Origin of the sequence: Actinomadura monticuli, assembly GCF_041463655.1 — a bacterium.
Taxonomy (GTDB): domain Bacteria; phylum Actinomycetota; class Actinomycetes; order Streptosporangiales; family Streptosporangiaceae; genus Spirillospora; species Spirillospora monticuli.
This window is the reverse complement of the sequence record NZ_JAXCEI010000022.1, coordinates 94,288-113,015: the sequence shown is the minus strand read 5'-3', so window position 1 is coordinate 113,015 and position 18,728 is coordinate 94,288. Positions and strand designations below refer to the sequence as shown.

The window sequence follows — 18,728 nt, the reverse complement described above, 5'->3', positions numbered from 1 at the left end:
CCTCGTCGGCATCCTCCACGGCTGCCTCAAAACCCAAACCCCCTACGACCAGGCAACCGCCTGGTCACACCACCACCACGACCTCGCCGCTTGACATCCCAACCTCCAGGGATGTCTGACCCGTCCCGTCCCGGCGCCTGACCCGCCCGGCGCGGCGGGCGGCCGTCAACCGTGCCCAAAGATCTTCCGCCGGGACGGGCAACGCCAAGCGGGGCCGGGCGACGCGCCACGGCCGTGCAAATCATCGGCGTTTTCCGGCATCGCGTTCACCAGGGGATTGCGGGCGCCCGGCAAGGGCGCGGCGCGGGCCTCGAATCGGCGGGCCGGGACCCGCGCACCGGAAAACACCAAGGCAGGTTCATCGGCCGGGACTTCGGCAGTGCGGAATACCCTCCGAAATGGGGTCGGCATCCGTCCGGCGACGGCGCGCCGCGGCGAATGCGCGCGGGCCGTCCACCGCCGGGCCCGGTTCGGGAACTGCCGATGTTGGACGAGATGTACGGACACGACACCGTCCCGCTCCCCCGCCCATCACCATAATGATCACGATTGCCGCAAACCGGAAAACCGTTCCGCGCCCGACCATCTCTCGCTATTCACCCCAGCGGGATAACAGGCGCATTCCGCAGAACTCGCAATCTTCTCTGCTACCCGTTTTAGCGGCCCCGCACACGCACTACAGTGGCCATCTCACAGATTCATTTGCCGTGCGTCATTTCGTCGCGCCGGCACACGAAGGAGCATCGGGTGGAAACGAATCACAACTTCCTGCAGACGGGGGGTCAACCGGTCTCGGATCGGATGCGGGAGTTGCTCGCCCGTGCGGCGCAGGACCACGTCTATGAACAGCGCTCACAGGGTCAGGTCCTGGACGAGATTCGGCAGCGGCTGGAAGGCATGGAGTGGCTGCTCCGCGAGGTCCGCGAACGGGAGCTCACCGGGCTGACCGGGCAGATCGAGAGCGTCCGCGGGCAGGTCGACGAACTGTCCGGCAAGCCCCCGGAATGGGCCGAAGGACTGGCCGAGCACATCGAGTCGTTCGGCGAGCGGGTCAAGCCCGTCGCCGAGTTGCCCGCGCTGTGGGCCGACGTCGGCGTCGTCGCCGAGAACGTCGACGAGGGCCTGACCCGCATCCAGGCCGTCCTCGACTCGGCGCAGCACATCACCGACGCCACGCGGCAGGCGTCGCAGCGCATGGACGAGATGACCAAGCGGCTGGACAAGCTCCAGGGCAGCATGGAGGCCGCGTCCGTCCGCTTCAACCGCCTCGACAAGTCGCTCGCCGAGCTGGGCCACCGGTCCGAGCGGCTCGAACACTCGATCAACGGGGTCACGGCGCGGGTCGACCAGGCGCTCGGCGAGATGGCCGAGCGGATGGAGCAGGGGCTTGAGGCGGTCAACGGCCGGGTCGAGGGCGTCGGCGGCCGGCTCGACGGCCTGGACGGGCGCCTGGACGGCGTCGACGGCCGGCTCGAAGGGCTGTCCGGCAAGCTGGAGGGCCTGGACGGGCGGTTCGAGAGCCTCGACGGCCGCATCGACGGGGTCGGCGAGCGGATCGGCCGGCTGCCCGCCACGCTGGAGATCGCCGAGCTGCACCGCACCCTGCGCGACCTCGCGGAACGTCCCGCGGCCGAGTACGGCGACCGGTTCGACGCGCTGGAGAAGCACCTCGCCGAGGCGGTCGACCCGCTGATCGAGGAGCTGCGCGCCCGGCCGGACCGCGACGAGGTCAAGGCGACCATGTCGCAGATCGCCGAGACGGCCTACAGCGACGTCGCCAAGCGCATGGACGAGTTCTCCCGCCGGTTCGAGGACGTCCACGACGACGTCCGCAAGCGCATCGAGAACATCCACGAGGAGGTCGCCAAGCGGGTCGACGGCGCGCTGGAGGAGTTCACCGCGCAGGTCGACCTCGTCGCCCGCCGCGTCGAGTCGGTGCACGCCGACGTCGCCAAGCAGGTCGAGTCCGTGCACAGCGAGGTGGCGCGGCAGGTCAGCGGCGTCCACGACGACTTCGGCAAGCGGATCGGCGACATCCACGAGGACGTCACCCGCCAGGTCGGCACCATCCACGACGACGTCGCCAAGCAGGTCGGCAACATGCAGGAGGACGTCGCGCGGCAGGTCGGCGGCGTCCACGCCGAGTTCGCGCGGCGCGTGGAGAGCATGCAGGACGAGGCCGGGCGGCGCGCCGACGCCGCGCAGGCCGAGTTCGCCAAACGCTTCCTGCACGTCGAGGACGAGGTCGGCCGGAAGGTCGACGGCGTCCACGAGGACGTCTCCAAGCAGGTCAACGCGGTGCACGAGGACGTGCTGAAGCGGCTGTCCACGCTGGAGGAGACGATGCTCGCGCTGGCCGAGGCCCTGCTGCGCCCCCGCCGCGAACCCAAGGACTGACCCCGTCGTCCCGGGCGGGGCCCGCCTGCCCCGCCCGGGACGCATTCGCATACCCGACGGAATCCGCGGTGTTTGTCCGGCAAAGGACCACGACGACCGAAGATGCTCCGCTGAGCCGCCCACTGACGTGCATTTTGTTACGTTCCGTCTTCGCAAAATCACTCCCCATACCCTTCGGAATCCGTTTTCATGGATCAGGTGACTCGCACACCGGCTCCCTGCCTGCCGACCGGCGCCCCGCCCGGCCACCCCACCCTGCGCTGGGTCGAGGAGTGCCTCGGCAAAGGCGCCGAGGTGCGCATGGTGCGGCCCCTCGCCGGCGGGACCTCGCACGCCAACCACGCCCTCCTCGTCGAGAGCGGCTCGGGCAGCGCCCACCGGCTCGTCCTGCGCCGCTGGACGGCCCGGCCGGGCGACGGCCGCGGCGGCGCCGACTTCTCCCCCGAACGCGAGATCGCCGCGCTCGCCCTGCTCGCCGGATGCGAGATCCCCACCCCGGCCCTCGTCGCCGCCGACCCCGCCGGCGCCTACTGCGACGTCCCCGCGCTGCTCATCACCCGGCTCCCCGGCCACCCGCCCCGGCCGTCCCCCGACGACCTGCCCGAATACCTCATCCAGCTGGCCGCCGCCCTGCTGGCCGTGCACGCGCTGAACGGGGTGTCCACGATGCCCCCGTACGTCCCGCACAACCGCCTCGACGTGCGGTGCCCGCCCAAGCACGCGCTCCGCCCCGCCCTGTGGGAACGCGCCTTCGAGGTCGCCGTCCGGCCGGCCCCCGAGGCGCCCGCCCGCTTCATCCACCGCGACTACCACGCCGACAACACGCTGTGGTCCTACGGCAAGCTCACCGGCGTCGTCGACTGGTCGGACACCTCGTCCGGGCCCGTCGCCATCGACATCGCCTGCATGCGCCGCGGCCTGGCCCTGCGCTACGGCCCGTCCGTCGCCGACCGCTTCCTGTCCGCCTTCGACCAGGTGTCCGGCGGTCACGTCCACGACCCGTACTGGGACGTCCGCTGCCTCCTCGACCTGCTCCCCGAAACCGACGACCACACCATGGACGAAGCCAAGGTCCCCCTCTTCGAGGACTACCTCGCCAACCTTCTGGCAGAGTGCTGATGGGCTGACGCCGCGGGCGTGGCGGTCAGAGGGTGATGGTTTCTATGGGGAGGCTGGAGTCGGCCGGTAGTTGCAGGTCGGAAGGGGCTATGCCGGACGCGACCAGTTCGGAGCCCAGGGCGGCGACCATCGCGCCGTTGTCGGTGCACAGTTTCGGGCGCGGGACGCGCAGGCGCACGCCCGCCGCCTCGCAGCGTTCCGCGGCCAGGGCGCGCAGCCGGGAGTTCGCCGCGACGCCGCCGCCGATCAGCAGGTCGTGGACGCCGTTGTCCGCGCAGACCTTCAGCGCCTTCTGCGTCAGGACGTCCACCACGGCCTCCTGGAAGGACGCCGACACGTCCGCGACCGGGACGGGCTCGCCGGCGCGCTCCTTCGCCTCGACCCAGCGGGCCACCGCCGTCTTCAGGCCGGAGAACGAGAAGTCGTAGGTGCCGTCGTTGTACTTTCCGCGCGGGAACGCGATCGCGGCGGGGTCGCCCTCGCGGGCCATGCGGTCGATGACGGGGCCGCCGGGGAAGCCCAGGTCGAGGACGCGCGCGACCTTGTCGAACGCCTCGCCGGCCGCGTCGTCCACCGTGCTGCCGAGCGAGCGGACGTCGCCCGCCACGTCCGGGACGAGCAGGATCGAGGAGTGCCCGCCCGACACCAGCAGCGCCACGCACGGCTTGGGCAGCGCGCCGTGTTCGAGCTGGTCGACGCACACGTGCGCGGCCAGGTGGTTGACGCCGTACAGCGGCTTGCCGAGCGACAGCGCGTACGCCTTGGCGGCGGCGACGCCGACCATCAGCGCGCCCGGCAGGCCGGGGCCGGCCGTGACGGCGAACGCGTCCACGTCGGCCAGGGTGACGCCGGCGTCCGCGAGGGCGCGCTCGACCGTCGGCGTCATCGCCTCCAGGTGCGCGCGCGAGGCGACCTCCGGCACGACGCCGCCGAATCGGGCGTGCTGGTCGACGCTGGAGGCGATCGCGTCCGCCAGCAGCGTGTGCCCCCGCACGATCCCGACCCCGGTCTCGTCGCACGAGGTCTCGATCCCGAGCACCAGCGGCTCGTCCCGAATCATCATGTCTCCCTGTCTCCCGTTCGCCTCCGGGGCGCTTCCTGCCGCCGTCCTCCCTCGTCGCTCGTTCCTCGCTCCTCAGTCCAGACGACGGCGCGCCCCTCCGGCTCACTCAGTCCTGTTGAAGCCCATGGGCGGACGGGACCGGAGCGGGCGGCTCATGACGATCGCGTCCACGTTCGAGGGCTGGTAGTAGCGCTTGCGGAGGCCGACCCTGATGAAGCCGAACCGCTCGTAGAGGCGGTGGGCGGCGTCGTTGTCGGCGCGGACCTCCAGGAACACCGCCTCGCTGCTGCGGCGGACGGCCTCGTCCAGCAGTTCGGTGAGCAGCGCCGCGCCGACGCCGCTCTTGCGCCGGTCGGCGCGCACCCCGATGGTCTGCACGTCGGCCTGCCCGCCCGCCGCGGCCAGGCCCGCGTAGCCGACGATCTCGCCGCCGGGTTCCTCCGCGACGACGTAGTGCCGGGTGCGCGGCTGGTCGGCCAGCTCGCCGCGGAGCATCTCCTCGCTCCAGGCGTCCTCGGGGAACAGGAGCCGCTCCAGCCGGTGGACGGCCGGCAGGTCGGCCTCCGTCATGGGCCGCAGGACGACGCCGGTCATGCCGGAGTCACCTTCTTGCGCGGGCCCGGTTCCTTCGCGTCCGGTCTGCGCAGGTAGAGCGGCTCCGGCGGGAGGAGCGCGGGCACCTTGAGGCCGGCCAGGCGGGCGACGGTCAGCTCCGCGAGGGCGCCGGCGGCCGGCAGCAGGGGCTCGTGGCCCGAGTCGCCGAGGACGTCCGGGTAGAGGGCGCCGCCCTCGCCGACGACGGGCAGCCCTTCCGGGACGTCCGACGGCGGGCCGACGGCGGGCTCGGTGGCGCGCGCGCGGGCGGAGTCGTACCGGGCCCAGAAGACCTCTTTGCGGCGGGCGTCGGTGGCGACCACGAACGGCTCGTCCCTGCCGGTGGCCCAGGCGATGATGTCCAGCGTGCAGGCACCGTGCACGGGGATGCTCAGGGCCTCCCCCATGGCACGGGCGGTGACGAGCCCGACGCGCAGTCCCGTGTACGGTCCGGGCCCGACGCCGACGGCGATCGCGCTCAGGTTGTCCGGCGCGGCTCCCGCCTCGGCCATCACCTGCGCGATGGACGGTGTGAGCAGCTCGGTATGCCTGCGCCCGTCGACGGCCTCGGCCACGCCGCGCGGCACGGCGCCCTCACCCGGGGTCCACTCGTACAGCGCCACGGTGATCGCGGCGGTCGCGGTATCGAAAGCCAAGACCAGCACGGGTTGTAAGCCTACCGGTCGGGACGGGCGGCGGTGGTTCGGCTCCGCGCCGCTCAGGCCTGGCTGAGGGCCTGGATCACGGTCTTGGCGACCTCGCCGGCGCCGTCGGTGGCCGACTTGGACGACAGCGGGTCCCCGTCGTTGGAGCCCGAGTAGTGGATCGTGATGAGGACGTTCGCGAGCCGGACGTTGCCGACCGCCTCGCCCGCCCCCTGCCCCTTGTCGACGCTGTAGACGATGTAGCCGTCGTCGCCGACGCCCTCAAGGCGGAACTTGTCGGTGAGCTTCTGGCCGGGCAGCAGCGCCTTGCCGGACTCGTCGGCGGTGCGCTCGGCCGTGAACGTCTTCGTCGCGGCGTCCGTGGGGGTCTGCTCGGCGCTGCCCTCGATCGCGCGGAGCTCGACGGTGAGCTGCCGCTTGGTGTCGCCCGCGTAGGCGCCCCACACGCACTGGTTCTGCCGCTCGCTGCTCTGGTAGTTGTCGGCCTGGGTCCGCTCGGAGCCCGGCGCCAGCCGGTCGATGAGGTCCTGGCCGACGATCGTGCAGGAGTCGGGGACGAGGGAGCGCTCGCCCTTCGCCGTCGGGGAACTGTCGGCGGCCCCGCTGCCGACGACCTGGCCGCCCTCCTTGTCGCCGCCCGAGCCGACGCCGCTCAGGATGACGACCACCGCGAGCACGCAGACGGCGGCGGCCGCGACGACGCCCCCGAGGATGGCGGCCCAGCGCCGTCCGCCGCGGTCGTCGCGCGCGACCCGGTGGCTGCCGGTGCGGTAACCGCCGCTGCCCGAGCGGTAACCGCCGCTGTCGGTTCGGTAGCCTCCGCTGTCGGTCCGGCGGCCGCCGCCCGCGGCGCGGTATCCGCCGGTGTCGGACCCGTAACCGCCGCTGCCGGCCTCGTAGGGGCCCGTCTCGCGCTGGTAGGGGCCGCTGCCGGCCCGGTACGGGCTCGACTCGCGCCCGTACTGGCCGCTCTCACGCCCGTACTGGCCCGACTCGCTTCCGTACTGGCCGGAGTCCCTCCCGTACTGGCCGCTCTCGCGGCCGTACTGGGCCGCGGCCTCACGCCCGTACTGCCCGGAATCCCGGCCGTACTGGCCGGACTCACCCGGATAGGGGCCGCTGTCCCTCTGGTAGGAGCCGCTACCTGATTGACCGGACGGGTACCCGCCGGTCGGATAGCCGCCGGTCGGCTGACCCCCCGTCGGATAGCCGCCCGTCGGATAGCCGCCGGTCGGATAGCCGCCGGTCCCCGCGGCACGGCCGGCGTCCTGGCCCTGGTACGGCCCGGAATCCCGGCCGCCCGTGCCGTATCCACCGCCGTCCGGCCGGTAACCGCCGCCTGGCACCTGGCCACCGCCCGAACCGCGGTAGCTGTCGCGGTCACTACCGCTGCGATGGCTACCACTCACCGGTTCCCACTCCCGAGGAAATCGATATGCCGCATAGGGGAGGTTCGTTCCGGCAAAGAGTACGACATGTAGCCGTAAAGTGGTCCATCCCGGTTGGCAAAAACCGGAGAAGTTGCCCGCAGGCCCTCACACAGCGCCGAGATCCAGGTCGGACCAGCGATGACCGACCCCGACGATCCTTACTTCACGTTCCTCGCCGGGCCCGTCCCCGCGCGAAATGATCAGTTCCAGACGGTCCTCCGCGAGGCCCTCAGCGAGCCCTTCGCCCCATTCCACGATCGTCACCGATTCGGCGATCGACGCGTCCAGATCGAGATCGTCCAACTCGGCGAAACCGCCCAGCCGGTATGCGTCCACATGGACCAGCGACGGCCCGCCCGCCAGCGACGGGTGCACCCGCGCGATCACGAACGTCGGCGAGGTGATCGGCCCCCGCACCTTCAGTCCCTCGCCGATCCCCTGGGTGAGCGTCGTCTTGCCCGCGCCGAGGTGTCCCGTCATCACGAGCAGGTCGCCCGCCCGCAGCAGCCCGGCGAGGCGCAGCCCCAGCTCGTGCATGTCCGCCGCGGTCGGGACGGTCACGGTGATCGTGTTCACGCGGTGCGCTCCTCGTACTCGGGCCGGACCCGGGCGATCAGCCGCCGCAGCCCGCCGGTCACCACCCCCGGGTACTCCAGCGGCAGGACGTGCCCGGCCACCTCCACCTCCACCAGTTCCGCGCCCGGCAGGTCCGCGGCCATGCGGCGCGCGTGCTCGGCCGGGGTCAGCCGGTCCCGGCCGCCGGCGACCACCAGGGCCGGCACCGAGCCGAGGACGCCGAGGCAGGCGGCCTTGTCATGGCCTATCAGCGACGGATAGAACTCCGCGATCACGTCGATCGGCGTCGCCCTGATCATCTGCTCCAGGAAGTCGACGACGGACGGGCTGACGTACTTGTCGGCGAACGCCATCTTCCGGGTGACGACGAACGCGAGGTCGGCGCCCAGCCCGCGGGCCCGCTCCACCAGGTCGACGCGGCGGCCGAGGCCGCGCAGCGTCCCGGGCGCCAGCGGCCGGACGACCTTGGCCAGCACCAGCGGCAGTCCCAGCGTCATCTCCGCCAGGTCGCCGCAGGACGTGTTGACCAGCGCGACGCCCACCACCTGCCGGCCGAACAGCTCCGGATGCCGCTCGGCCAGCGCCATGATCGACATTCCGCCCATGGAGTGCCCGACCAGCACGACGGGCTCGTCCGGGCCGACCGTCGCCTTCAGGACGGCGTACAGGTCGTCGCCGGTCTGGTCGATGGTCGCGTGCGTGGGGGCGCTGCGCCCCGACCGGCCGTGGCTGCGCTGGTCCCAGAACACCATGCGCAGCTCGCCCTGCAGGTCGCGGCGCTGGTAGTGCCACGAGTCCTGGTTGAGGGTGTAGCCGTGGCAGAACACGATGGTGAGGCCGGCGTCGTCGGGGCCGTCGATCTCCACGTGCAGCGGGACGCCGTCGTCGGCCTCGACGGTCAGCTCCCGGCCGCGCAGCCCGCCGAACGGCTCGCCGGCGTCCGGATCCGGCCGCAGCCGCACCCGGCCGACGGCGAAATGCCGCAGCCCGACGGCCGCGCCCACGCCCGCCGCGCCGATGCCCGCGGCGGTGATGCCGATCCTGCGCCTGCTCTTGCCGTCCATGCGCGCGCCCCTCTACAGCGCCCGTCCCGGATACGCCCTCGGCACCCGGGACCCGATGCGGGTGACGATCTCATAGGAGATCGTGCCCAGTGCGTCCGCCCACTCCTGCGCGGTCGGCTCGCCGTGGTCGCCCGGCCCGAACAGGATGATCTCGTCACCCGCCGACAGCCGGTCGTCGCCGAGGTCGATGACGAACTGGTCCATGCAGACCCGCCCGGCGATCGTCCGGCGGCGTCCCCCCGCGAGGACTTCCAGGACGTTGGACCCGTGCCTGGGGATGCCGTCGCCGTACCCGACGGGCACGACGGCCAGGGTGGTGGCCGCTCGCGTGGTGTACGTGTGACCGTACGACACTCCGCGACCTGCCGGGACACGCTTGACCAGCGCCGCGTCCGCCACCAGCGTCATCGCGGGGCGCAGCCCGAACGTCCCGAGCGCCGGCACCGGGGTGAGCCCGTAGGTCGCGATCCCGGGCCGGACGAGGTCGAACCGCGCCTCCGGCAGGGTCAGCGCGGCCGCCGAGTTCGCCAGGTGCCGCACCTCGAACCGCGCCCCCGCCTTCTCCGCGTGCGCGACCATGTCGGTGAACGCGCCGAGCTGCGCCGCGATCGACGGATGGCCGGGCTCGTCCGCGCAGGCGAAGTGCGACATCACCCCGGCGACCCGGACCTGCCCGGCGGCCTCCGCCTTCAGCGCCGCGCCGACCAGCGCCTCCCAGTCCGCGCCGGACGCGCCGCCGCGCGACATGCCGGTGTCGGCCTTGAGGTGCACCCGCGCCTGCCGCCCGGCCCGCTCCGCCGCGCGGACCACCTCGTCCAGCATCCAGACCGCCCCCACCGTGAGGTCGACGTCGCGGGCGACGGCCTCCTCGTACGGCTCGCCGGGCACGCCGAGGCACACCAGCGTCCGGACGGTGAGGCCCGCGTCCCGCAGCCGCAGCGCCTCCGCGAGCTTCGCCACCCCCAGCCACGACGCGCCCCCGGCGAGCGCGGCCCGCGCGGCCTCGACCAGCCCGTGCCCGTACGCCTCGGCCTTCACCATGGCCATGACCTCGGCCCCCCGCGCACGCTCGCGCAGCAGCCCGACGTTGTCGCCGATGGCACCGAGATCGACGCGCGCCTCCGCAGGAACCCTCATGACCAGCCCTTCTTATTGCCTCGCCCTCGGCGTCAGGCGCTGGCGCGCCTTCCTTCAACGGGCGAAGCGGCGATCGCTGCATCGCTTCGGCTCGCCTGGCGGCTCGCTGCGCGATCAGGTTCTCGCTCGCTCGAACCTGGCTTCGCACGCGATCGCGACGTTGAGGTCGTTGCCAGTCCAGCTTAGGGACGATCGCCATGAGCTGGTCGCATGGTCGCGGTTCCTTGGCAGGTGGTGATACCGAGGGCTGTGGGAATTGCGCCTGTATGAGGTTGTTGCGCGGTCGGTGCTAGGACGGTCCGCCCGCGGTTACCTGGTGGGTGATGGCGCGGAAGGCGGCGGGGAGGGCCTCAATGACGTCGTAGGCGCTGATCGGGGATTCGGCGCCGGGGGCAGGGGCCGAGGCCAGGCGGGCGGCCAGTCCGTGCAGGTAGGCGCCGGTCGCGGCCGCGTCGATGGCGGGCATGCCGGCGGCCAGGAGGGCGCCGATCAGGCCGGAGAGGACGTCGCCGGTGCCGGCCGTCGCCAGGCGGGGGGTGCCGGTCGGGTTGACGCGGACGGGGCGGTCGGCTTCCGCGATCAGGGTCGTCGAGCCCTTGAGCAGGACGGTCGCCGAGAGTTCGGCGGCGGCGCGGCGGACGTGGTCGAGGCGGGCGGCCTCGATCTCGGCGCGGTCGGCCGAGATCAGGCGGGAGAGTTCGCCCGCATGGGGTGTCAGGAGGGTCGGGGCGGCGCGGCGCAGCAGGTCGCGGCGGCGGGCCAAGACGGTGAGGCCGTCGGCGTCCACCAGGACGGGCAGGTCGGTGGTCAGCACGGCTTCGAGGAGGGACTCCGCGGCGTCGCCCGTCCCGAGGCCGGGGCCGGCGACCCACGCCTGGACGCGTCCGATGCGTTCGAGGACCGTGGCGTCGTGGCGGCCAGGCTCGATCACCGTGGTGACGGCCTCGGGCCAGCGGTGCCGGACGAGTTCGACCGGGTGCGCGACGGAGGCGAAGCGGACCATGCCGGCCCCGCCGTGCACGGCGCCGCCGGTGCACAGGACGGCCGCGCCGGTGAACTCGTCGCCGCCCGCGAGGATGCCGACGACGCCTCGCCGGTACTTGTCGGACTCGGGGCCCGGCTCGGGCGGCTCGAGGTCGGACGGTCGCGCGGCGACGACGTCCGGGTCGGGCAGGTCGGGGCCGAGCCCGATGTCGACGAGTTCGACCACTCCGCAGCAGGACGCTCCGGGATCGATGAGAAGGCCCGGCTTGTGCGTTCCGAACGTGACGGTGATGTCGGCGTGGACGGCGGCGCCCTCGACCCGGCCGGTGCTCGCGTCCACCCCGCTCGGCACGTCGCAGGCGACGACGAGGGCGGACGACTCGGAGGCCAGGACGGCGTAGCGGGCGTGCGGGTCGCGGAGGCCGCCGGTGCCGCCGATGCCGGTGAGGCCGTCGATGATCAGGTCGGCGCCGGCGATGGCCGCCTCCGCGCCGTCGGTGCGGAGGCGTCCGCCGGCGGCGAGGAGGGCCGCGAGGCCATCGGCGTGGATCTTGGAGCCGGCCTGGACGGCGTGGACCCGGGCGCCCCGCCGGGCCAGGCGGGCGCCGGCGTAGAGGGCGTCGCCGCCGTTGTCGCCGCCGCCGACCAGGAGGACGACGCGTGATCCGTACACGGCGGGCAGGACGCGGGCGCAGACCGAGGCGAGGCCGGCGGCGGCGCGCTGCATGAGGGCGCCGTCGGGGAGTCGGGCCATCAGGGCCCGTTCGGCCGCCCGGACCTTGCCGACCTCGTGCGCGTACCTCATCGCCCGCTCCCCCAGTCGATCACACACTTAGCGTGCCACGGGAATGCGCTCCGCAACCCCGCACCGGCGCCTTTGTACCTTGCGCTGCAAGTTTCAGTGTCATGTGCGCAAAAGAATCATCGGCCGTAGAATCTTCCTCATCCGCTCCGATGTATTCGCACTCCCGCACCCCGGTGCGGCAGAATGCGCCCTGATCAGTCCGCCGGGACTGGAGAGGCCCGAGCAATGAGCACTTCCCGAGGTCCCTCCGTCCGGCAGCGCCGGCTGGCCGCCGAGCTCCGGCGGCTGCGCGAGCGCAGGGGTCTCACCGGAGACGAGGTCGCCGAGCGGCTCTCCTGGTCCACCGCCAAGGTCAGCCGGATCGAGAACGCGCGCACCGGCGCGAAGATCGGCGACGTGCGGCGGATGCTGGAGCTGTACGACGTCGACGGCCCCCGGCACGCGGACCTCGTGTCCCTCGCGCACGACGCCGCCCAGCGCGGCTGGTGGGAGGAGTACCGCGACCTGCCGAGCCCGCTCGCCGATTTCATCGCCCTGGAGTCCGAGGCCACGGCCGCCAGGGAATGGGGCAGCACCGTCTTTCCCGGGCTGCTGCAGACGGAGAACTACGCGCGGCACGTGATCGGCGGCTGGAGCGACCTGGCCACGCTGCCCCCGCAGGAACTGGAACGCCGCCTCGAAGTGCGAATGCGCCGCCGCGCGCTGCTGGAGGGCCCGCGCCCGCTGGAACTGTCGGCGGTGCTGGACGAGGCGGTTCTGCAGCGCCTGATCGGCGACCAGAAGGTGATGCGCGAGCAGCTCGAACATCTGTACCGGATGACCGAGTCGCCGAACGTGACCGTGCAGATCCTGCCCTTGGGTATCGCACACTCGGTGTTGGCTGAATCGTTTATCCTTCTGGAATTCTCACCTGTGCATGACATCGTTTTCCCTGATATCGTGCACGTCGAATCCCTGACAATCAGCCACTTCGCGGAGGAGGCTGTCACCTATATGTACAGCCTCGCCTATTCGAGCCTGGCCGGCCAGGCGCTGGACGCCGAGGAATCGCGGCGCCGCATCGCCGCGGCCAAAGACGCCTGGTGACGGGGTCCGCTAAGGGGCTCAATCCTTGTGAAAGGCACCGAGTGTCCCCTTTCGCCACTCCTGCTCCGCACTGGAGGAGAAGCGCCCACTGCGGGGCGAGCAACACGTGCGTCGAAATCGCCGCACTGGTCGATTCGTCCCTTTCCATTGGGGCGCGCGACGCCAAGCACGGTACGCAGAGCCCGGTCCTGTCGTTCTCGCACGGAGAGTGGCGCGACTTCCTCGAACGAGCCAAGAAGGGCGAATTCGACCTGGGCCGATGAGGCGGCGCTGAAGCGCCGCTGAGCCCGCTCCGCCGCCTCACGAGGGCGGGCGGACGGCACGCCGGACGGGCCGGGTCCACCTCAGACCCGGCTCGTGGCCACCCCACCGGAAACTCCCGACCTACCTCGCCGCGCCTGTCACACGGGTACCGCGCCACCCGTTCGTGATCAGGCGTTTTTTGCGATCTTGTTACCGTGTGCTTGATGCACCGGCAGCGCGGCCGCGTTCAATGCAACTTTCGATGCAGGGAGCCGGAATGAGTTTCCATGCGACACCGCCCGACCAGTGGCGAAGGAGCACCCGATGCGGTGCCAGCAACGGCTGCGTCGAGGTCGCCCGGCGCGGCGACGGGGCGATATCCGTGCGCGACACCGAGGACACCGCGGCGACCCTCGCGTTCGGTCCCGGTGAATGGCGCAGGTTCACCGAGCACGTTCGGGACGGCCGTTACGACCGCCCCTGAAAGGCACTCTGCAACTTGCATCTTGGTTGAGAATTTCAGCGAGCCGGAGAATTGCATCCAACGATAGGGAACGCCTGTTGTTCCAGGGCCCGTTGAACATTTTCGCGCAGAACGTGCTCTGCCCGCGTGCTTTTCAACCGAGGTGATCAGCGGGACGCGCTCATCATGCCACCCGGACGCCCCTCGGCACCCGGTAAAGGGGCGTCCGCAGCCGGGAGGCGGTGAGGACGACGGCGCCCGCCGCGAGGGCCAGGTCGAAGGCCAGGCCCCACGGCCACACGGCCGCCTCGCCGTGCGCGTGCGCCGCGGACGTCCGCTCGCCCTGGCGGATGTCGCGCATGCTGCGGCTGAGCTCGCCGAGCGGATCGGACGACGGCGACCGGCGGATCACCTCGTCGCCGACGACGATCTCGGTCTCGGGCAGCCGCGGCGCCGCGTCGGCGAGCACGACGACCGGGTTCGGCGCCAGCAGCCACCAGACGCGTTCGCTGTGCTCGACGGTGTAGCCGCCGCCGTACGTGGTGGGCCGGTGCTCGCCGGTCATCTGGAGGGCGATCCCGTACACCACCGGCGTCCCTGCCAGCAGGACGAACACCGTGATGTAGGACATCAGCACCGAGGTGATGCTGCGGGCCAGGACCGCCGACCACGCCTGGGAGATCGCGCAGACCACGCCGATGAGCAGGCCCGTGACGAGGAGGACGGCCTGCGCCCGGATCGGGCTGATCACGCCCTCGGCGACCGGGAGCAGCAGGACCGGCAGCGTCAGCAGGAGGGTGACCAGGCCCGTCCCCCACGCGGCGGCGAGCTTGCCGAGCGCGATCTCGCCGGGGGTGAGCCGGGTGACCTGCAGCGTGGCGAGCGTCCCGCGCTCCCGGTCACCGTTGATCGACTGGCCGCTGAGCGCGGGGGTGACGAGCAGCATCAGCACCAGCACGCCGAGCAGCACGCCCCCGAACATGGGGATGCCGGGCCGGTCGTCGGCCGAGTCGTCGCCGGCCTCCAGCGCCAGCCGGAACAGCAGGCCGAGCCCGTTGACGGTCAGGAACCAGGCCGCGAGCAGCGCCTTCCAGCGGCCGGTCCGCAGCCGGGTCCTGATCTCCTGCCGTGCCACCAGGCCGATTCCGCGCGCGGTCATGGCCGGTCACCTCCGGGTCTCGGTCATCGCCAGGTAGGCCGATTCGAGTGCGCTGCCGGCGGGGGCGAGCCCGGTGACGGGCACCCCCGCCTTGACCAGTTCGGCCAGCAGCCCCGCGGCCTCGGCCTCGGTGAGCGGGCCGACCTCGGCGCCGCCCGGCAGATCGGTGGCCTCCAGCCACGGCAGCCCGTCCAGCGCGCCGGCCAGCGCCGCGGCCAGCCGTTCCGGGTCGAGCGAGCGGATCCGCCACCGGACGCGGGACGACGCGCCGGCGAGCTCCGCCATCGCGTGGTCGCCGACCGTGCGGCCGTGGTCGACGAGGACGACCCGGTCGGCGATCTCCTCCAGCTCGCTGAGGATGTGGCTGGACACGAGCACCGCGACGCCGTCCGCCGCCAGCGAGCGCAGCAGGTCGCGCAGCTCGACGCGCGAGCGCGGGTCGAGGCCGGAGGCGGGCTCGTCCAGCAGCAGGACGCGGGGCCGGTGCACGAGGGCGCGCGCCATCCCGAGCCGCTGCTTCTGCCCGCGCGACAGGGCGTGCACGGGCCGCCCGATGCGGTCCTCCAGGTGGACGAGGCTGAGCAGCGCCTTGACCCGCCGCGCGCGCTCGTCGTTCGGCAGCCCGTAGGCGTCGGCGAAGAACGTGAGGTACTCGTCCACCGTGAGCTGGTCGTACACGCCGAACGTGTCCGGCATCCAGCCGAGCGAGTCGCGGGCCTCGGCGGGGCGGGCCAGCGCGTCGTGCCCCGCGATCCGCACCGTGCCCGTGTCGGGCGCGAGCAGCGTCGCGAGGATCAGCAGCAGCGTCGTCTTGCCCGCGCCGTTGGCGCCGACGAGCGCCGTGACCTGCCCGTACGGAACGGTGATGTCGAGGCCGCTGAGCGCCTCCACCGGTCCGAACCGGCGCGTGATCCCGCGCGCCTCGACGCCGGCATCGCCCTGTCCTGGCACCCGCCACCTCCGCCGCCGGGCCGGTCTCGATCCTCCTGAGACGCGACCCGGAACCGGCGGGTTCCGGGAATGCCGGGCCTACTCCACGGTGACGGACTTGGCGAGGTTGCGGGGCTGGTCGACGTCGTGCCCCTTGGCGGTCGCCAACTCGCACGCGAACACCTGGAGCGGGACGGTCGTGACGAGCGGCTGGAGCAGCGTCGGGACGGGCGGGACGCTGATCAGCGTGTCCGCGTACGGCTCGACCGACTCGTCGCCCTCCTCGGCGATGACGATCGTCCGGGCGCCGCGGGCCCGGATCTCCTGGATGTTCGACACGATCTTGTCGTGCAGGACGTCCCGCGCGCGCGGCGGCACCACCACGACGACCGGCAGGTTCTCCTCGATGAGCGCGATCGGCCCGTGCTTCAGCTCGCCGGCGGCGAAGCCCTCGGCGTGCATGTAGGCGAGTTCCTTCAGCTTGAGCGCGCCCTCCAGCGCCACCGGGAAGCCGACGTGGCGGCCGAGGAACAGCACGCAGTGCTCGTCCGACAGCGACCGGGCGAGCTCGCGGACCGGCTCCATGGTCTCCAGGACCTTGTCGACCTTCTCCGGCATCCGCTCGAGGAGCTGCACCATGGCGAACACCTCGTCGCCCCACTTGGTGCCCCGCACCTGCGCCAGGTACAGCGCGATCAGGTACACGGCGACGAGCTGGGTGAGGAACGCCTTCGTCGACGCGACCGCGATCTCAGGCCCGGCGTGCGTGTAGAGGACGCCGTCGCACTCGCGCGGCAGCGTGGACCCGTTGACGTTGCAGATGCCGAGCAGCTTGGCCTTCTGCTCGCGGGCGTGCCGGACGGCCATCAGCGCGTCCATCGTCTCGCCCGACTGGGAGATCGCGATGACCAGCGTCGACGGCGACAGGATCGGGTCGCGGTAGCGGAACTCGCTGGCCAGCTCGACCTCGCAGGGCAGCCCGGCCCAGTGCTCGATCGCGTACTTGGCGATCATGCCCGCGTGGTAGGACGTCCCGCACGCCACGATGATGATCTTGTCGACCTCGCGCAGCTCCTGGTCGGAGATGCGCATCTCGTCCAGGTGCAGCCGCCCATCGGCGCCGATCCGGCCGAGCAGCGTGTCAGCGACGGCGCGCGGCTGCTCGGCGATCTCCTTGAGCATGAAGTAGTCGTAGCCGCCCTTCTCGGCGGCGGACACGTCCCAGTCGACGTGGTACTCCTTCACCTCGGCGGGGCGCCCGTCGAAGTCGGTGACGGCGACGCCGCCGGCGCGCAGCTCGACGACCTGGTCCTGGCCCAGCTCGATCGCGTCGCGGGTGTGCGCGATGAACGCGGCGACGTCGCTGGCGAGGAAGTTCTCGCCGTCCCCGACGCCGACGACGAGCGGCGAGTTGCGGCGCGCCCCGACGACGAGGTCGGGGTCGCCGGTGTGCACGGCGACCAGCGTGAACGCGCCGTCCAGCCGGCGGCAGACGCGGCGCATGGCGTCGGCGAGGTCGCCGCCCGCCTTCAGCTCGTCCTCCAACAGGTGCGCGACGGCCTCGGTGTCGGTGTCGGACGCGAGGCCGTGCCCGCCCTCCTCCAGCTCGGCGCGCAGCTCGGCGAAGTTCTCGATGATCCCGTTGTGGATCACCGCGACGGAGCCGGTGCAGTCGACGTGCGGGTGCGCGTTGCGGTCGTTCGGCGGGCCGTGCGTGGCCCACCGGGTGTGCCCCATACCGAGCGTGCCGGCGGGCGGCGGCTCCTCCTCCAGCGCCCCCCGCAGGTTCGCGAGCTTGCCCGCGCGCTTCGCCGTCGCCAGCTTCCCGTCGGCCAGCACGGCCACTCCGGCCGAGTCGTAGCCGCGGTACTCCAGCCTGGCCAGCCCCTCGACGACCACGTCGAGCGCCGGCCGGCCGCCTACGTACCCCACGATTCCGCACATGGCGGCAACTCTATTCGGTGTCCTGGCCAGGGCCCACCCGCAGGAGGCGTAGCGGGGCTCCGCTAGCGTGAACCGGCGGTGAAAACCCGGTAAGCGGCTGACCTGCCCGGTTAGTGTTCAGCCATGACGAGCGGATGGGACAGCGTGCCGAGCCCCTATGTGGAACTCTCCCGCGGCGCCTGGCGCGGCCTGCGCGAGAGCACGCCGCTGCCGCTCACGCCCGGTGAGCTGGACGCCCTGCGCGGTCTGAAGGACCCGATCGACATCACCGAGGTCGAGGAGGTCTACCTGCCACTGTCCCGGCTGCTGAACCTGTTCTTCCTCGGCGACTGGCGGCTGCGCGACACCGTCAGCGGGTTCCTCGGCGGCGAGGTGCCGTCCACCCCGTTCATCATCGGCGTGGCGGGCAGCGTCGCGGTCGGCAAATCGACGACGTCCCGGCTGCTGCGCACGCTGCTGGCCCGCTGGCCGGAGCATCCGAGCGTGGAGCTGGTGACGACCGACAGCTTCCTGTACCCGAACGCCGTGCTGTCCGAGCGCGGCCTCATGGACCGGAAGGGGTTCCCCGAGTCCTACGACCGGCGCGCCCTCGTCCGGTTCGTCTCGGAGATCAAGGCGGGCGCGGCGGAGGTGGCCATCCCGGTGTACTCGCACCTGGAGTACGACATCGTGCCGGACGCGGCGCAGACCGTCCGACGGCCCGACATCCTGATCGTCGAGGGGCTGAACGTGCTACAGCCCCCGCCGACCGGCACCCTCGGTGTGTCCGACTTCTTCGACTTCTCCATCTACGTGGACGCGCGGGTCGAGGACATCCGGCAGTGGTACATCGACCGGCTGTTCGCGCTGCGCCGCACCGCGTTCACCGACCCGCGCTCCTACTTCCACAAGTACGCGCACGAGCTGGACGAGGACGAGACGGCCGCGTTCGCGCAGCGCGTGTGGCGGGACGTCAACGAGATCAACCTCGTGTCCAACATCCTGCCGACACGCGCGCGCGCCACGCTCGTCTTGCACAAGGACCGCGAGCACGCCGTCCAGCGGGTGCGGCTGCGCCGGATCTGAGAGG

General features: G+C 72.1%; 17 protein-coding genes. 6 read left to right on the top strand and 11 right to left on the bottom strand.

The features are described 5' to 3' along the window. The first annotated feature begins 747 nt into the window (after window positions 1-747). Together SM611_RS33835 and SM611_RS33830 are read left to right on the top strand one after the other, a co-directional pair. The gene (locus SM611_RS33835) at window positions 748-2,397 is read left to right on the top strand and encodes an apolipoprotein A-IV repeat region-like domain-containing protein (protein ID WP_371954402.1); all 1,650 of its coding nucleotides are present in this window, start codon (window positions 748-750) and stop codon (window positions 2,395-2,397) included. Between the two features lie 189 nt (window positions 2,398-2,586). Further along, window positions 2,587-3,516: a phosphotransferase family protein gene (locus tag SM611_RS33830; protein WP_371954401.1), complete on the top strand. Its 930-nt coding sequence runs from the start codon at window positions 2,587-2,589 to the stop codon at window positions 3,514-3,516. 25 nt (window positions 3,517-3,541) lie between these two features. On the opposite strand, the gene tsaD is transcribed toward SM611_RS33830, so the two are convergent. The 8 genes from tsaD to SM611_RS33790 form a co-directional block, all read right to left on the bottom strand. Next, window positions 3,542-4,579 carry a tRNA (adenosine(37)-N6)-threonylcarbamoyltransferase complex transferase subunit TsaD gene (gene tsaD / locus SM611_RS33825; RefSeq protein WP_371954400.1) on the bottom strand — a complete coding sequence of 346 codons (1,038 nt, stop codon included), beginning with the start codon at window positions 4,577-4,579 and terminating at the stop codon, window positions 3,542-3,544. Window positions 4,580-4,681: 102 nt separating this feature from the next. Next, window positions 4,682-5,173, bottom strand: a complete 492-nt coding sequence (gene rimI / locus SM611_RS33820; protein WP_371954399.1) for a ribosomal protein S18-alanine N-acetyltransferase — start codon at window positions 5,171-5,173, stop codon at window positions 4,682-4,684. Next, window positions 5,170-5,838, bottom strand: coding sequence for a tRNA (adenosine(37)-N6)-threonylcarbamoyltransferase complex dimerization subunit type 1 TsaB (gene tsaB / locus SM611_RS33815; protein ID WP_371954398.1), 669 nt, complete (start codon window positions 5,836-5,838; stop codon window positions 5,170-5,172). Before tsaB ends, rimI begins: the two co-directional genes overlap by 4 nt. 53 nt (window positions 5,839-5,891) lie before the next feature. Continuing rightward, entirely contained in the window at window positions 5,892-7,184 is a 1,293-nt protein-coding gene (locus SM611_RS33810) for a hypothetical protein (protein WP_371954397.1), read from the bottom strand. A gap of 189 nt (window positions 7,185-7,373) precedes the next feature. After that, window positions 7,374-7,805: a tRNA (adenosine(37)-N6)-threonylcarbamoyltransferase complex ATPase subunit type 1 TsaE gene (tsaE, locus tag SM611_RS33805; protein WP_371954405.1), complete on the bottom strand. Its 432-nt coding sequence runs from the start codon at window positions 7,803-7,805 to the stop codon at window positions 7,374-7,376. Window positions 7,806-7,840: 35 nt separating this feature from the next. Next, window positions 7,841-8,908, bottom strand: a complete 1,068-nt coding sequence (locus SM611_RS33800; RefSeq protein ID WP_371954396.1) for an alpha/beta fold hydrolase — start codon at window positions 8,906-8,908, stop codon at window positions 7,841-7,843. 12 nt (window positions 8,909-8,920) lie between these two features. After that, the gene (alr, locus tag SM611_RS33795) at window positions 8,921-10,045 is read right to left on the bottom strand and encodes an alanine racemase (protein WP_371954395.1); all 1,125 of its coding nucleotides are present in this window, start codon (window positions 10,043-10,045) and stop codon (window positions 8,921-8,923) included. A 289-nt stretch (window positions 10,046-10,334) separates the two neighbouring features. Further along, window positions 10,335-11,834, bottom strand: a complete 1,500-nt coding sequence (locus SM611_RS33790; protein WP_371954394.1) for an NAD(P)H-hydrate dehydratase — start codon at window positions 11,832-11,834, stop codon at window positions 10,335-10,337. A gap of 225 nt (window positions 11,835-12,059) precedes the next feature. Here SM611_RS33790 and SM611_RS33785 point away from each other — a divergent pair, with 225 nt between their 5' ends. From SM611_RS33785 to SM611_RS33775, 3 genes are all read left to right on the top strand, one after another. After that, window positions 12,060-12,920: a helix-turn-helix domain-containing protein gene (locus SM611_RS33785; RefSeq protein WP_371954393.1), complete on the top strand. Its 861-nt coding sequence runs from the start codon at window positions 12,060-12,062 to the stop codon at window positions 12,918-12,920. Further along, entirely contained in the window at window positions 12,917-13,183 is a 267-nt protein-coding gene (locus tag SM611_RS33780; RefSeq protein WP_371954392.1) for a DUF397 domain-containing protein, read from the top strand. The genes SM611_RS33785 and SM611_RS33780 overlap by 4 nt, the downstream gene beginning before the upstream one ends. Window positions 13,184-13,440: 257 nt before the next feature. Then, the gene (locus tag SM611_RS33775) at window positions 13,441-13,647 is read left to right on the top strand and encodes a DUF397 domain-containing protein (RefSeq protein ID WP_371954391.1); all 207 of its coding nucleotides are present in this window, start codon (window positions 13,441-13,443) and stop codon (window positions 13,645-13,647) included. Between the two features lie 163 nt (window positions 13,648-13,810). On the opposite strand, the gene SM611_RS33770 is transcribed toward SM611_RS33775, so the two are convergent. From SM611_RS33770 to glmS, 3 genes are all read right to left on the bottom strand, one after another. Further along, window positions 13,811-14,785, bottom strand: a complete 975-nt coding sequence (locus SM611_RS33770) for an ABC transporter permease (protein ID WP_371954390.1) — start codon at window positions 14,783-14,785, stop codon at window positions 13,811-13,813. Between the two features lie 6 nt (window positions 14,786-14,791). Beyond that, complete coding sequence (locus tag SM611_RS33765) at window positions 14,792-15,736, bottom strand: ABC transporter ATP-binding protein (protein ID WP_371954389.1); 945 nt, start codon at window positions 15,734-15,736, stop codon at window positions 14,792-14,794. A 78-nt stretch (window positions 15,737-15,814) separates the two neighbouring features. After that, complete coding sequence (gene glmS / locus SM611_RS33760; RefSeq protein WP_371954388.1) at window positions 15,815-17,659, bottom strand: glutamine--fructose-6-phosphate transaminase (isomerizing); 1,845 nt, start codon at window positions 17,657-17,659, stop codon at window positions 15,815-15,817. 123 nt (window positions 17,660-17,782) lie between these two features. Between glmS and coaA the strand changes: the two genes are divergently transcribed. After that, the gene (gene coaA / locus SM611_RS33755) at window positions 17,783-18,724 is read left to right on the top strand and encodes a type I pantothenate kinase (protein WP_371954387.1); all 942 of its coding nucleotides are present in this window, start codon (window positions 17,783-17,785) and stop codon (window positions 18,722-18,724) included. Window positions 18,725-18,728: the final 4 nt, after the last annotated feature.